Origin of the sequence: Roseibium sp., from assembly GCF_965232425.1 — a bacterium.
GTDB lineage: Bacteria > Pseudomonadota > Alphaproteobacteria > Rhizobiales > Stappiaceae > Roseibium.
This window is the reverse complement of the sequence record NZ_OZ246971.1, coordinates 977,532-992,209: the sequence shown is the minus strand read 5'-3', so window position 1 is coordinate 992,209 and position 14,678 is coordinate 977,532. Positions and strand designations below refer to the sequence as shown.

14 protein-coding genes are annotated in these 14,678 nt (G+C 60.7%); 9 read left to right on the top strand and 5 right to left on the bottom strand.

All coding sequences use genetic code 11. From position 1 onward, the window contains the following. Positions 1–9: 9 nt before the first annotated feature. Entirely contained in the window at positions 10–654 is a 645-nt protein-coding gene (locus ACO08A_RS04600) for a TRAP transporter small permease subunit (protein WP_422040032.1), read from the top strand. Next, positions 651–2,021, top strand: coding sequence for a TRAP transporter large permease (locus ACO08A_RS04595; RefSeq protein ID WP_421981543.1), 1,371 nt, complete (start codon positions 651–653; stop codon positions 2,019–2,021). Before ACO08A_RS04600 ends, ACO08A_RS04595 begins: the two co-directional genes overlap by 4 nt. A gap of 236 nt (positions 2,022–2,257) precedes the next feature. On the opposite strand, the gene ACO08A_RS04590 is transcribed toward ACO08A_RS04595, so the two are convergent. After that, the gene (locus ACO08A_RS04590; RefSeq protein WP_422040031.1) at positions 2,258–2,704 is read right to left on the bottom strand and encodes a MarR family winged helix-turn-helix transcriptional regulator; all 447 of its coding nucleotides are present in this window, start codon (positions 2,702–2,704) and stop codon (positions 2,258–2,260) included. A gap of 101 nt (positions 2,705–2,805) precedes the next feature. On the opposite strand from ACO08A_RS04590, the gene ACO08A_RS04585 reads away from it, so the two are divergent. Both ACO08A_RS04585 and ACO08A_RS04580 read left to right on the top strand, forming a co-directional pair. Then, complete coding sequence (locus ACO08A_RS04585) at positions 2,806–3,174, top strand: antibiotic biosynthesis monooxygenase family protein (protein ID WP_422040030.1); 369 nt, start codon at positions 2,806–2,808, stop codon at positions 3,172–3,174. A gap of 38 nt (positions 3,175–3,212) precedes the next feature. After that, the gene (locus tag ACO08A_RS04580; RefSeq protein ID WP_422040029.1) at positions 3,213–3,656 is read left to right on the top strand and encodes a hypothetical protein; all 444 of its coding nucleotides are present in this window, start codon (positions 3,213–3,215) and stop codon (positions 3,654–3,656) included. Positions 3,657–3,830: 174 nt separating this feature from the next. Here the strand turns inward: ACO08A_RS04580 and ACO08A_RS04575 are convergent, their stop codons facing one another. From ACO08A_RS04575 to ACO08A_RS04565, 3 genes are all read right to left on the bottom strand, one after another. Then, on the bottom strand, positions 3,831–4,445 hold the full coding sequence (locus ACO08A_RS04575; protein ID WP_422040028.1) for a DUF805 domain-containing protein: 615 nt from the start codon (positions 4,443–4,445) through the stop codon (positions 3,831–3,833). Positions 4,446–4,618: 173 nt separating this feature from the next. Further along, the gene (gene xseA, locus ACO08A_RS04570) at positions 4,619–6,193 is read right to left on the bottom strand and encodes an exodeoxyribonuclease VII large subunit (protein WP_422040027.1); all 1,575 of its coding nucleotides are present in this window, start codon (positions 6,191–6,193) and stop codon (positions 4,619–4,621) included. A 50-nt stretch (positions 6,194–6,243) separates the two neighbouring features. Next, positions 6,244–7,944, bottom strand: coding sequence for a SulP family inorganic anion transporter (locus tag ACO08A_RS04565; protein ID WP_422040026.1), 1,701 nt, complete (start codon positions 7,942–7,944; stop codon positions 6,244–6,246). A gap of 198 nt (positions 7,945–8,142) precedes the next feature. Here ACO08A_RS04565 and ACO08A_RS04560 point away from each other — a divergent pair, with 198 nt between their 5' ends. The 4 genes from ACO08A_RS04560 to ACO08A_RS04545 all read left to right on the top strand — a co-directional run bounded on the left by ACO08A_RS04560 (position 8,143) and on the right by ACO08A_RS04545 (position 13,108). Further along, entirely contained in the window at positions 8,143–8,901 is a 759-nt protein-coding gene (locus ACO08A_RS04560) for a 16S rRNA (uracil(1498)-N(3))-methyltransferase (RefSeq protein WP_422040025.1), read from the top strand. A gap of 2 nt (positions 8,902–8,903) precedes the next feature. After that, a complete protein-coding gene (locus ACO08A_RS04555; RefSeq protein ID WP_422040024.1) occupies positions 8,904–10,670 on the top strand; it encodes an adenylate/guanylate cyclase domain-containing protein in 1,767 nt (588 codons plus the stop codon). A 159-nt stretch (positions 10,671–10,829) separates the two neighbouring features. After that, complete coding sequence (locus ACO08A_RS04550) at positions 10,830–12,203, top strand: glutamate--cysteine ligase (RefSeq protein WP_422040023.1); 1,374 nt, start codon at positions 10,830–10,832, stop codon at positions 12,201–12,203. Between the two features lie 143 nt (positions 12,204–12,346). Next, entirely contained in the window at positions 12,347–13,108 is a 762-nt protein-coding gene (locus ACO08A_RS04545; protein ID WP_422040022.1) for a hypothetical protein, read from the top strand. 83 nt (positions 13,109–13,191) lie between these two features. Here the strand turns inward: ACO08A_RS04545 and ACO08A_RS04540 are convergent, their stop codons facing one another. After that, positions 13,192–13,512 (bottom strand): DUF1127 domain-containing protein, encoded by a 321-nt coding sequence (locus ACO08A_RS04540; RefSeq protein WP_422040021.1) that lies wholly within the window; start codon positions 13,510–13,512, stop codon positions 13,192–13,194. Between the two features lie 265 nt (positions 13,513–13,777). On the opposite strand from ACO08A_RS04540, the gene ACO08A_RS04535 reads away from it, so the two are divergent. Continuing rightward, positions 13,778–14,653 carry a LysR substrate-binding domain-containing protein gene (locus tag ACO08A_RS04535; protein ID WP_319385966.1) on the top strand — a complete coding sequence of 292 codons (876 nt, stop codon included), beginning with the start codon at positions 13,778–13,780 and terminating at the stop codon, positions 14,651–14,653. The last annotated feature ends 25 nt before the right edge of the window (positions 14,654–14,678 follow it).

Below are 14,678 nucleotides of genomic sequence, written 5' to 3'. Positions count from 1 at the left end.
TTTACATTCATGATGACAATTGATCCTGCGGGACGTTCCGGTGAGGAGCGACCGACGACCTACATCCGTTTCAGCGGGCTGCTGGCCCATGTTGAAAACGGGTTCAACCTGATCGCCGCTTTCTCGATCATCGCGCTGATCTTCCTCGCCGTGGCGCAGGTGTTCGGACGTCTCCTGTTCAACACCCCGATCCCCGGCTTCATCGACATTACCGAACAGGCCATGGCGATTTTTGCGTTCGCCGGTGTCGCCTACTGTCAGCGTGTCGGCGGGCATATCCGGATGGAGATCGTGCTTGGCCAGCTTCGCGGGCGTGCGCTCTACATCTGCGAAATGCTCGGCGTGATCCTGATTGCCTTCACCGTCGCGCTGCTGATCTGGGGGGCGTGGTACCACTTCGAGAGATCCTGGAACATCGGTGACAGCACGATGGATATCCGGTTGCCGACCTGGCCGTCGAAACTGGTTGTCCCGGTCGCCCTCAGTGTCCTGCTCCTGCGGCTGCTCCTGCAGATCTACGGCTATGCTCGCCTTGTTGCCGATCCCTCGCGCGAGCCCGTGGCGGTTCCGGTCATCGAGAAGGTCGAGGAAGTCGCCCAGCATGAAATCGAGGAAGCCTTCGGCGAAGACACGGAAGGGGAGGGCTCCAAATGACCCCGTTTGAAGTCGGCCTTCTCATGACGGGCGTCCTGCTCGTCCTGGTCATATTCGGCGTGCGCGTCGCATTCGCCGCCGCCTTCACCGGCCTTGTCGGCCTGATCATTCACTTCTCCATGAAAATGGGATTCGAACGCGGCTTTTTCGTCGCCCTCAAGATGGCGGGCACGATCCCGCATTCCAAGTCCGTCACCTACGCGCTGTCCGTGCTGCCGACCTTCATCCTGATCGGCTTCCTGGCGTTTTATGCCGGCTTCACCAAGCAGCTGTTCGAAGCGGCAAAGCGCTGGCTTGGCTGGTTGCCGGGCGGCATGGCGGTCGGAACCGTCTTTTCGACGGCAGGCTTTGCCGCCGTGTCCGGTGCATCTGTCGCGACCGCCGCCGTGTTCGCACGCGTGGCCATTCCCGAAATGCTCGCCGCCGGATACTCAAAGCGCCTGTCGGCGGCCGTCGTTGCCGCGGGCGGCACGCTCGCCTCGCTCATCCCGCCGTCCGCCATCCTCGTGATCTACGCGATCTTGGTTGAGCAGTCGGTCGGCAAGCTGCTGATCGCCGGGTTCCTGCCCGGTGTCTTCTCCGCACTGATCTACGTTGCGATCATCGTGGCGGTGTCGGCCTGGCGGGGCGACGCACCGGCGGTCAAGGGGTTCACCTGGGCCGAACGGCTCGAGAGCGTACCCGGAACGCTGCCGATCATTGCCGTGGTCGCGATCATCTTCTGCTCGTTCTTCTTCGGACTGGCAACACCCACGGAAGCCGGCTCGCTGGGCGCGTTCGTGGTTCTCGTCGTTGCCTTTGCCAAGGGCATGAAGGCAAAGCAGCTCGGGCAGGCTCTGCACGAAACCGCGAAGCTCACCGTGATGATCTTCACGCTGATCTGGGGCGTTCTCGTCTATGTCCGGTTCCTGGGTTTTGCCGGGTTGCCCGATGCTTTCCGTGACTTCATCGTCGGACTGGAATACTCGCCCTGGATCGTCATGATCTGCATTCTGCTCGCCTATGCCGTACTCGGCATGTTCATGGATGCGATCGGCATGCTGATCCTGACACTTCCGGTCGTCTATCCGGCGGTGATCGCCCTGAACGGCGGCGAGGGTGTTTCGGCCGCGGACAGTGCCTTCGGCATGTCGGGCGAGGCCTGCGCGATCTGGTTCGGGATCCTGGTGGTCAAGATGGCGGAGCTCTGTCTGATCACGCCACCCATAGGACTGAACTGTTTCGTGGTCTCGGGCGTGCGGCCGGATATACCGGTCCAGGAAGTCTTCCGCGGCTGCATTCCGTTCTTTGTTGCCGACGTCCTGACCATTGCCGGTCTGCTGGCATTCCCCTCGATCATCACGATCCTGCCCTCCTTGATGGGCTGAAGCGGGGAGGTGAAGACGCGGGCGATGTTACCCGCATCGCCGGTTTGACCAGAAAAATGCCGCTGGAGGTCCTCTCTTCCAGCGGCATTCTCGTTTCAGGGGTGGAACGTTCGCCCATCGCCGCGCGAACTGACCAGAGGTCGTGTCGCTGTACCGTCATAAGCCCGCTGGTGAGGACCACCGGGTCGTTTCGACGTTGTGAAAGCGGAGCCTGGACGACCGGACCTTGAGATTTCTTACAGCCGCCGTTTCAGGAGACTGATGACCTCTCGCGTGGTTGCGAGGTCAGCTGGCGAGAGGCCTTTGGAGAGATCATTTACCCAGGGGACTTGTAACGCGATTGCGGCTTCGAACAGGTTTTGGCCCTTTGCGGTCAGTGTGACGAGGTGCGCTCGTTTGTGATGAGGATTTGGCTGGAACTCGACAATTCCTTCCTTTTCCAGTTCATTCACGATCCGTTGAATGCCCTGTCGGTGAACGCCCATGGTGCGCGCATGCCACGCCACCGATTCCGGCCTCTCGGCATATGCGATTGCTCCAAGGACTTGCCAGCGTGCGCTTGTCAATCCGAGCTCCGCAACAAGCCGGTCCCCGGCAAGTTGTAGTCGACCGTTCAATCGAAACACGTCCAGGATCAGCGCCGTCACTGCTTCTCCGGACTCTGTCCATTTCTCTTTTTTCATGTCGACTGATTATTGCATTGACAATGCGTTGTCAAATTGCTTAATGAATTTAAATTGACAACATATTGTCAAATATCAAAATCACTCAAGGAACAAATTGGATGGTCAACTTCAAACCTCTCGATCCCGAGTTTTCGATTGAACAACAACTGGGCGTTGGCGCCGGGCCGGTCGTCTTGGTCAACCTGTTCACTGTTGATGTTGCTGATCAGGAAGCTCTGGTAGAGGCCTGGAAACAAGATGCGCTCTGGATGAAGAAGCAGCCGGGCTACATCAGCACGCAACTGCACAAGGCGGTTGGCGAAAGCAGCATGTACCTGAATTACGCCATCTGGGACTCGGTAGCCGACTTCCGAACGGCATTCTCGAACCCGGAATTTCAAAATGCGCTGAGCCACTATCCGTCGAGCGCTGTCACGGCGCCGCATCTGTTCGAAAAAATTGCCGTAACAAATTGCTGCACGGCCTGAGTGAACTCTCCGCGAAGAATCGAATAGGAGGAACGAAGTTGAAAAAACGCGTTCACGCAATAGCAGGCGGCATCGGCTTTTTGATGGTCTTCCTCTTCTGGACGTCCACCGTGATCAGCGAAGTGTTCGCAAGCCACGAGTCGGTTGCAGCCGTCAAAGGATTGATCCTCGTGGGTATGCTCGTTCTTGTTCCTGCGATGGCGATCGTCGGCAGCTCGGGGATGGCAATGGGCAGGAGACGAAAGGATGCGCTGACGCAAGCCAAGAAGAAACGTATGCCCATCATTGCACTGAACGGTTTGCTGGTCCTGGTTCCGGTCGCCTGGGTCTTGGCTCAAAAGGCCGCCGCTGACGAATTCGATGGCACCTTTTACGTCCTGCAGGGAGTTGAACTGATCGCCGGTGCGGCAAACCTTGCCATGATGGGATTGAACATTCGCGATGGCCTGAAACTGACCGGGAAACTCGGTCGTTCACGTTGAGACCGATACCGTGAACGAATTTTCGCGGCCTTGAAAGCTTTAAGAAGCTGGCATGCGAGCTTCGCGCTGGATGCCAGCTTCGTCTCGCTTTGCTGACCTAAAGCATCAATAGATCAGCGTCTTGTGGGCGACCGAGAGCGGTCATCCGCATTTTAGGAGTGCGCCCGCTCTGGGTCAGTCGAAGACATGCGCCTGGCTGCGCGCGGTATCGAACCTGTTCGGTCCGGGCGTTCCCGGGAAGAACCCGTTGGCGATGAAGATCCAGATGGCATAGAATGCGCCGATAATCGGCACGAACATGATCAGAAGCATCAAGCCCGATGCATCCCGGTCATGACTGCGCCGCACCTGGATCGACCAATAAGACACGGTCGAAATCAGCAACAATCCCATGCAGATCAGTGCGGTTGTTGAACCGAACAGGGCGCCGAAAACCATCTGCGCATGTTCGTCCTCCGGGACCGTGCCCTCCAGCGCCATGACCTGCTGCAGCTCGGAAAACTGGGACATGAACAGCGTCACGAGCAGGATGATGTCCATGACCCAGCGCGCGGTGCCGATTGTCCAGTATTCCATCCGGCCCATGCGCCCGTGGAAGCTGAAGAAGATCGAGAGGAAGCCGGAGAGCGCCTTGCCGATGGAAAAACTGTCGCCATCGTCGGTATAGACCGCACCTCCGCCTGCGCCGGCATAGGCCGGCATCGCCGCGCCCGCATAACTGGTTTGCCGGTCACCGAATTGCGGAACGGATTGATGAGCTCCGCGCTTTCCGAATTGTTTGCGCTGCATTTGACTGCCCCGTACAAAAGCCTATGGCAAGATTGCGGACAATATACGCAGGACAACTTAAGATAGGGGTAAGGGAACTGGTTAAACGAATGCTAAGCCAAAAGAATAAAAGCGCCGTGTTTAATCTTGTCTTGCCGGTTTCTGTAAAATTTCTTGTTTGAATTTGTTCTCTGTCAGAAGAGATCGCCCTGATCTTCCGGAGTGACCTTGGGCGGCGGTGTTTTATTTGCCCTGGGCTTGGTCTTGCGCGGCGCGGCTTTCGCGTCCTTTTCCCCTGCAACGGCAGCGATGCGTCCGTCGGCCAGTTCAATGCCAATCAGGGCGCCGGGCGCGATGGCCGCCGCGGAGCGGACGGGGTGCCCGCTCTCATCCCGCACGACGGCATAGCCGCGTGCAAGCACGTCCTTGTAGGACAGCGATTTGAGCAGTTTCTGCAGGCCGTCGAGCTTCGATTTCTCCTGGGTGACGCGGGCAAGATAGGCCCGGTCGAGCCTTTCGGAGAGACCGGCCATGCGTTCCCTGCCCAGGGTCGTCTGCTGTGACAGGCGCGCGGGTGTCAGGCGCACGGCCTGCGCCTCGAAGGCCTGTCGCTTCTGCCCGATCGCCACGGAGAGCGCGCGTTGCTGCCGGTCTCCGGCCTGCTCCAGATCCTGCCGCGCCTTGGTGCTGAGCCGCGACAGAAGAAGCGGCGACAGGCGGCTTGCCAGGCCTTCAAACCCTGACCGGTGGTTCCGGGTGCTGACGATGAGAGCCCGTTCAAGACCGCTTGCCAGGGAATCGAATTTCTGCCGCGGCAGGGCGAGCAGGTCCTGCGGGGCGGGCAGAGCCGCGCTGGCGGCCCTCAGCTCGGTTCGCCGGCCTGTCACGAAACGGACGAGCCCGGAATTGAGGCGCCTCGACCGGTCGTCCACCATCGCCATCAGGTCGGCCTTGACCGGCACCGCGATCTCCGCCGCGCCGGTCGGTGTCGGCGCGCGCACATCGGCAGCAAGGTCGATGAGCGTCCAGTCGGTTTCGTGACCAACGGCGGAAATCAGCGGGATCGCACTCTCCGCCGCCGCCCTGACCACGGCTTCCTCGTTGAAGCCCCACAGGTCTTCGATGCTGCCGCCCCCGCGTGCGACGATCAGAACGTCGGGCCGCGGCAGGGCACCGCCGTCTTCGAGCGCATTGAAACCACGAATACCGTTGGCGACTTCCGCGCCGGACGTTTCTCCCTGAACCCGCACTGGCCAGACCAGCACGTGCAGCGGAAACCGGTCGGCTATCCGGTGCAGGATGTCCCGGATGACGGCACCCGTCGGCGAGGTCACCACACCGATGACGCGCGGCATCGGCGGCAGCGGCCGCTTGCGTTCTTCCGCGAACAGGCCCTCCGCCGCGAGTTTCTTCTTGCGTTCCTCCAGGAGGGCCATCAGCGCACCGGCGCCTGCCGGTTCAAGCGCATCGATGACCATCTGATATTTCGACTGGCCGGGGAACGTCGTGATCTTGCCCGTGGCGATCACCTCGAGGCCCTGCTCGGGCTGGATCTTCAGCTTCGAGGCAACCCCGCGCCAGATCACGCCGGACAGGACCGCCCGGTCATCCTTCAGGTCCAGGTAGATGTGCCCGGAGCCTGGTCGGGAGATCCGCCCCAGTTCACCGCGCACGCGCACGTAGCCGAACGTGTCTTCCATCGTCCGTTTGATGGAAAACGAGATCTCGGAAACGGAAAACTCGGCGACGTTGGATGGCGTTTCGCTCACGCGGGTGATTCCTCTGTTCGTTCTGAAAGTGGCCGCTCGCGAGACAAGGGTCAAGGTGCGGGAGTTTCGTCGAACAATGCAGTTGGGGATGCCGAGACATGGGCAAGGAGGGCGTCGACGGTGTCGAATACCTTTCCCTCGCCGAACGCCGCGATCAACTGAAGACGGCTGTGCGCGGTCGGATCATCGAGCATGTGCGCAAAGAGGAGTTCGATGTGCCTTGCCTCAAGCTCCGTCTGCAGCGTCTTGAGTGTCTCCAGCGCGGTGAAGTCGATGTCGTCCACACAGGAGGTGTCCATGCAGAAATACCTGAGACCGGGCGTGTCTTGGCCGCTCAGTTCTCTGACCTCGCTCGCCATGCGATCCGCATTGGCATAGTACATTCCGTGCGTGAAACGGTAGATCATCAGGCCGGGCGCCGCGCGTGCCCGTGTCGCCAACGGACTGGCGCTCCAGCCGTCCGGGGCTGCGCGCGTCAAAAGCACATTGACCGGGCGGTAGCCGTGCCGGGTATGCAGGATAAGCGACAAGACGATGGCAAGTACGATGCCGGGACCGACGCCTGCGAATACGACGACAAGAATGGTTGCCGCACTGACCCAGAATTCCGGACGCCGCTCCTTGTAGATTTTCTTCATCCCGTCCAAGTCCATGAGATCGAGGCCGATCTTGAAAACGATGGCGGAAAGGGCCGCTTCCGGCAGAAAGGCAAGCAGGCCGGTAAAGAAAAGCAGGACCAGCAGGACGACAAGCACCGTGACGAGCATCGCAAGCTGGGATCTGCCGCCGGCGCTTTCCACCATCTTGCTTTTTGTCGGGCTTCCGTTCACCACGAAGGTCCCGGTCAGACCCGCACCCAGGTTCGCAAGCCCGAGCGCCCGCAGGTCGGCGCTTTCTGCAAGAGGCTCGTCATATCTGGTCGCGTAGGCCCGCGCGGTTGCCGCGCTCTGAGCCAGAATGACCACGAGCATCGCAAGTGCGGTCGGCCCGAGCTGCAGGACAAGACCGGGCGACCAGTCAACGTCCGGGAGAAAAAATTCCGGCAGGCCGGCGGGAACGCGCCCGACGACGTCAAGATGCGATGCCAGATCGAAATGCCAGCTCGCGAACGTGGCAAGAGCCAGTGCGACGATGGCCCCCGGAATCGATTTGAAGAACAGCTTGAGGCCGAAAATGACGGCCAGCACGCCAAGCGAAACGGCAAGGGCGTAGACGTTGACATGCGCCGGCACCGAAGCGGGGTGTTGCCATAGCGCAAGAGCGCCCGCATCCGGCAGTTTCACCTCGCCCATGCCTGCAATCGAATGCGCGGCAACCTGTATCCCGACGCCGGTCAGGAACCCCGTGAGCACGGTTCGCGACAGGAAATCGGCCATGAAGCCGAGCCGTGCAGCACTCGCGACCATCAGGAGAACGCCAACCATGAGTGCCAGCAGGCCCGCAAGGGCGACATAGTCTGCGCTGCCTGTCGCGGCCATTCCTGCAATGGCCGTCGCAAGGATCGCGGCCGTAGCCGAATCGGCGCCGACGACGAGATGGCGCGAAGATCCGAACAGCGCGAACAGGGCCATGGGCACCAGCAGCGTGTAGAGACCGGTTATCACGGGTGTCCCGGAAATCTTCGTGTACCCCATGACTTCCGGGATCGCGATCGTCGCAAGCGTGAGACCTGCCAGAATTTCGGGGATCAATCGTGATGTCCTGAGCGGAAGCAGGCCTGCGAGGCACCAGTTGGTCACTTTCAAGTCCATGCAATCGATCCGGGCTGCGCGCATGAAGGGCAGGGTGCGATACGTTCTGAAAGACAAGGAGCTAAAGCCGCGCGTCCCCCTGCGCTTTGTGAAAATCGTATCCCTGCTTCCCTGTCCTTCCAATCGAAATATGTGCAGTTCGCTCCCGGCTGGATCTTCCGCCTTGAAACACTCACATTCGAGGGCGTACTAAAAACAATGGGAAAATACGAGTTCAAGATGCAGCGGCTGTTCTTGAGGCACATTCTCGCTGAAGGAGCCCGGATCGAGGCCGACCGGGGTCAGGCGAACTATCTGATCAACGTGCTGCGGATGAAGGATGGCGATTACATCCTGGTGTTCAACGGCAACGACGGCGAGTGGCTGGCGAAGATTTCCAGCAGCGGCCGCCGCGAATGCGCCTTTCAGATCATGGAGCGCACGCGCGAACAGACTGCGCACAATGACCTGATCTATCTGTTCGCACCGCTCAAGCATGCGCGGCTGGACTACATGGTGCAAAAGGCAGTCGAAATGGGCGTCGGCAGCCTGCAGCCGGTCATGACGCAGCACACCCAGTCGAGCCGCATCAACCTGGAACGCATGGAAGCCAATGTCATTGAAGCTGCCGAGCAGTGCGGTGTCCTTTCCATCCCCGAAGTTGTCGGTCCCCAGCCGCTCAGGGAGGTGCTGGCCGAATGGCCCGACATGCACCCGGACCGGCGCCTTCTGTTCTGTGACGAGGCGGCGGGAACGCACAATCCGCTGTTGACGCTCGCGCAGATGAAAGAGGCGGGGCCCCAGCCGCTTGCTGTTATAGTAGGTCCCGAGGGAGGCTTTTCCGAAGACGAGAGAGCGCAGCTCCGGGCCCTCGACTTCGTGACCGCGATCCCGCTTGGCCCGCGTATCCTGCGGGCGGATACCGCCGCCGTCGCGGCCTTGACGATCATTCAGGCGACGGTGGGTGACTGGAGATAGAAATGGGGCCGGAGAGGCGCCTGCCGGACAAAAAAGCCGACAACGGCGCCGGCGGGCTGACGGAACATCTGCAAGGGGACATCGCTGCGCAGTCGGAACCATCTGCGGCGGCCAAACCGTTTCGCCTGCCCGTCGGCATCGCTCTGGGTCTCGTCTTCTCCGTTTCCCTCGTGGTCTTGTGCGGTATCATCATCGCGTTTCTGGCATCCTCCGACCGCAACATCGCCAAACGGCTCCTGAACGAACAGGCGCGTGCCGTGCTGAAGGGGCACGAGGAAGTCCTGCACAATTTCTTCACGCGCCAGGAACACCTGTTCCAATCGATCGCGAGTCATGCCGCACAGTCGGGACGCCGGATGACGTCCTCCGACCTGACGCCGTATCTGGAACTGCTTCCCGAGGGTGTGAAGCTTGATCTCGGCCGCGCAGTCCTGGACGAGGCGCCCGCCGACCGGTTGCCGGAGGCCAACTGGTCGGAGTTCAAATACCGGCAAGGCTTTTCAACCGCGGTCCGGGAACTGGAAATCGACCTTGGAAACGGCCAGATCCTTCTCGGATATTTTCCGCAAACGGTTTTTGCCCGGCTGGCGCGCGAAATGTCCTGGGATGAGCGGCAGCGGATCTTTCTCCTCGCCGGTCCGGACAGGGCAATCGCGGTTGACGGTGTGCCGGAGGAACGGTTTGCCGCGTCTCCCGGCGCGGTCCTTCCGGATCTTGGCGGCCTGAGCGGCACACCGCTCCGCCTGCTCTGGCACGATCAGCCGCGCGGGCGAGAGCTCGGTGAAGGCATTGAGGGCAGACTGTTTCCGGCTGACGGGGGCATGTACACCGCCATATACGGCGAGGTCACGAGCGGACCGGCCAGCGGCTGGATCGTCGGCACGCTCTACCGGGCAGATGAATTCGGAGCGGTTCTCGACCAGACTTGGGTCGTGCTCTACGTGGCTCTCGGCGTCTTGATCGTTGGCGCGATCCTGTCTTTCCTGGTTGGCCGCATGCTGGGCCGACCGCTGACACGCCTGGCCATGTCGGCTGCCGAACTCCGGCAACTTAATTTCGACGAAGCGCAGCGTCTGCCGCGCTCCCGTCTTGCCGAACTGGATGACGTCAACCAGGCCTTCAACGGCTCCGTCGGCGCGTTGAACGCGTTTGCGAAATATGTGCCCCGCGAGCTTGTGTCCCGTCTGATCGAGGAAGGCATGACGCGTTCGCGCAACATCGAGCTGCGGGAGATGACGATCGTCTTCGCCGATCTGGCAGGATTTACCGGAAAGGCTTCCCATCTGACGCCGGAGGAGACCGCCAACTATCTCAACACATATTTCGAGACGGTGTCCGAGGCGATCGCCGAAAGTGACGGAACGATCGACAAGTTCCTCGGCGACGGCGTCATGGCGTTCTGGGGCGCTCCGTCCGATCAGCCGGATCATGCTGCGATGGCGATCCGCGCCGTTGCCAAGCTGGCCGAACGGATCAATGCCTCCGGCAGTGAGGACATGCGGGTCAGGATCGGCGTGCATACCGGCAAGGTGGTCGTCGGGGACATCGGAACGACCGCCCGCATGAACTACACTGTCATCGGTGATGCCGTGAATGTTGCCGCCAGGCTCCAGGAACACGGCAAGGAAGTCGATGCAAGCGCCCGCGTGATCGCCCTGGCGAGTGGCGAGACAGTCGCGCAGATTCCGGAAGGTTACGGCGGCATGAGCCTTGGAAAGGTAAAGCTGCGTGGCCGGGACGAACCGCTGACCGTGTTCAGAATCGCGTGAAGCAACCGGGATCGGGTTTCATTGCTTGCATTCTTCCATGAAGCCTCCTAAATCACCCAAGCTCGAGGGCGTTTAGCGAAAAACGCGCCGGATCAATGCGGTATCCAGGTCGATTTCGAATTCCTCCCGGTAACCCGCGCAGACATTTAGGACTGCCTCATGGCCCGCGATACGGTCGATACCACGCCGATTGAAACTGTTGCCGATCTGGCAGCGACCCTTGAGGCGGGATGCAAACCGGAAGACAGTTTCCGGATCGGCACCGAGCACGAGAAATTCGGTTTCTGCCTGGAGCAGCTCTCGCCGATTCCCTATGAAGGCGCCAATGGTGTCGAGGCGGTTCTGGAGGGCATGGAACGGCTGCTCGAGTGGGAGCGGATCGAGGACGCCGGCAAGATCATCGGTCTTGCGGACAACGAGGGCGGCGGCGCGATCTCCATTGAACCGGGTGGCCAGTTCGAGCTGTCCGGCGCACCGCTTGAGAACCTTCACCAGACGTGCCGTGAGGCCAATCAGCACCTGGCGCATGTCCGCCAGATCGCCGAGCCCATGGGTGTCGGCTTTCTCGGGATCGGCATGACGCCGACCTGGACGCGGGAAGACGTTCCGCGCATGCCGAAGTCGCGCTACGACATCATGACCAACTACATGCCGAAGGTCGGCACTCTCGGCCTCGACATGATGTACCGGACCTCGACCATCCAGGTGAATCTCGACTTCTCGTCCGAGGCCGACATGGTGCGCAAGATGCGCATCGGGCTGGCCTTGCAGCCGATTGCCACCGCGATGTTCGCAAATTCCCCGTTCACGGACGGCCGGCCCAACGGCTTCAAGTCCTTCCGCGCGCAGATATGGACCGATACCGACCAGGACCGGACCGGCGATATGCCCTTCGCGTTCGACGACGGTTTCGGCTTCGAACGCTATGTCGAGTGGGCGCTCGACATTCCGATGTATTTCGTCAAGCGCGGCACCACCTATTACGACGTGACCGATACCACCTTCCGCCAGTTCATGAACGGGGCTCTGGAGGGGCGGGTGCCGGACGCCACGCCGAGCCTTGGCGACTGGAACAACCACCTGTCGACATTGTTTCCGGATGTCCGGCTCAAGAAATACATCGAGATGCGCGGCGCCGACGGCGGCCCGTGGCGCCGTATCTGCGCGCTTCCTGCGCTCTGGGTCGGTCTGTTTTATGACGATGGCGTGCTCGATCAGGCCTGGGAACTGGTTCGGGACTGGACGCAGGAAGAACGTGCGGCGTTGCGCGCCGGCGTTCCGAGGACCGCGCTGCAGACGCCTTTCCGCAGTGGCACCGTTCTCGATGTCGCCAAGCAGGTTCTCGCGCTGTCGATGGAAGGTTTGAAGCGGCGGAACCGGTTGAGTGACGGTGATCTCGACGAGCGCGTTCACCTGGCACCCCTGGAAGAGGGCCTGGCGGCTGGCATGTGCCCCGCCGACATCCTCCTGCAGCGCTACGAAGGCTCCTGGAACGGTGATATCACCCAGGTTTTCCGCGAATACGCCTATTGAACGGACGCTGCCGGCAAACGAAATCTGTTCGTTCATCCGGTCTGGCGAAAGGCATCAATTGACCTGACCTCCCGAAAAGGCCACTCTTCTTGGGGACGGCCTTTTGTCTCAAGGCCTTGCCCGGGTCCGAGGGGAGCAATGCCATGATTGGCAGCGATATGGGGATGCCTCCATTTGACGTTTTTTCCTTGTCCGAAGATGTCAGGGAACGCTTCGGATGGTCGAACGATGATCTGAGCAAGGTCATGGAGCAGCTCTTGCCGGCGGCCCTGAACGGCTTCCGCTATTTCGGCAGCGCCGTGCCCGGCTTTGCCGAGTTCCCCGGTGTGCCCTCGTCATTCGGAACCGGCGATGATTCGCCCTTTTCCAGCTTCATGCAGAACGCGTCCGGGACCGCGCTGACGCCGTTCTTCGGTCCGGAGGCCGTCCAGAACGCGCTGGCCGCGCAGATCTCGGGTCTGACCGGCCTTCAGAGCGATGCGATACAAGAGATGATGCCCGTTGCCGCAACGCTCGCGATGGGACAAGTCGCGCGCCCGTTCCTGCAAGGCGAGGCACGGAACCTGCTGGATGCCTATCTGCGCGGATTTGCCCGGGGGCGCCCGAAACCGCAGCCGACGCCGGTCGACTACATGCAGGGCTATGCCGATGCGATGACGGCGTTCTGGGGATCCTTCCTGCAACCGGCAAGCGTTGTCAGCCAACCGGCCGAACACGTCGCGGACCCGGAGCCGGAAGAAGATCTCCCCGAAGAAGACGACGACGTAGCCGAGGAGCAGGCGTCGGAATTCGACGAAATGGTCTCGAGCTGGATGGCGGCCGGACGCGACTTCCAGTCGAACCAGTTCAGGGCCTTCGACAGTTTCTTTGAAAAAGCAGCCCGGGATCTCGACGAGAACAAATAAAAAAAGACCCGCCGGGGGGCGGGTCAGTTTTCGTCAGCAAGGCTTGCCGACAGGGGCTGCAAATCCGGGGACGCAGAAAGAACTCAGGCGGCGATCTGTCCTGGTTTTCCCTTGTGTCCGTCGATCAGGATAAGGGGCTGTTTCTCCAGAACGCTATTGGCTGCGCTGAGATTGAAAGCGCCGCCGAATGTCGTTGTGGTGCTCAAAACAGATGTCGGGTCTCGATAGAACGGTTCGGCCAACGCGCGTCGAACGTCGCTCCGCGTCAGGCCAATGTCCTTGAGTTGTTCGTCGGACCAGTGCGTGAGTTCGTTCACGTGGCGCCGGTTGTTAAACACACGCCATGCACGGGCAGCCATCTGCCCGAGAAGAGCGACGAAGGGGATGCTTGCGAAATGCGTCATGGCAAAAGTCTCCTGTGAGCGGCCGACGGAAGTGTCGGCAGCTTGTTCCGCGCCAGTTGTGGCGATCCTTGTTTGAGGAACATCCTCAAGATGCCAATTCCACAAACATAAATCCAACGAATGTTTGTGATGGAATAGATCAGAATGTGTGATGTGAGCAGGTCGCGCCGGAGATCCGCCGCGTGATGGGGTCTGGGAGAATAATCATTTCACCTTCGAATGGATGTCATGATAAACATGACGATCTCTTATCATTGGGGGGCTAATGCTCGATCTTGATCAGCTGCGGACATTCGTTGCCATTGCCGAGAGCGGCAGTTTCACCAGGGCCGCGGAAAACGTGCACAAGACCCAGTCTGCCGTTTCGATGCAGATGCGGCGGCTGGAAGAACGGATCGGCAAACCCTTGTTTGTCAGGGTGGGGCGGCAGTCCCGGTTGACCGAGCACGGAGAACGCCTGCTTCACTATGCGCGGCGGCTGGTGCAGCTGAACGACGAAACCCTTGCCGCGTTCGACGACACCGAACTTGCCGGCCTCGTACGTCTCGGCACTCCCGACGATTATGCGGATCGGTTCCTGCCTGAAATCCTGGCGCGGTTCTCAAGGTCCAATCCCAAGGCGGAGGTTAGCGTCGTGTGTGCGCCGACCCCCAATCTGGCCGACATGATCGGCGAGGGCGAACTGGACGTTGCGATCATCACCCACGTCCAGAAGAAGGGGCGCAAACACGTCGACCTCGTCAGGCGCGAACCGCTCCTGTGGGTTGCGTCCGCACGTCACGCCATAGAAAACGAATCGCCGCTGCCGCTGGCGCTTGGCCGTGCGACCTGCGATTGGCGCAAAGCCGCGATCAATGCGCTCGGCGACCAGATGCGCGAGCACCGTCTTCTGTATTCGAGCTGGAATTCGACGGCGGTCGGCGCTGCCGTGCTGGCAGGTCTCGCCATATCCGTTCTGCCGGAAAGTGCCCTTCGGTCCGGCATGCGTGTGCTGACGGAAGCCGACGGTTTTCCGAAACTGCCGGATTGTGAAATCGGCATCATGCGTTCCTGGCATAACAGCTCGCGCGTGACCGATGCCCTCGTGGAGCACATTGTTTCGTCGCTCGACAACCTGTCGGTGCCCCACGCGGCCGAGTAACGTGTAGTTCAGAAAATAAAATTAA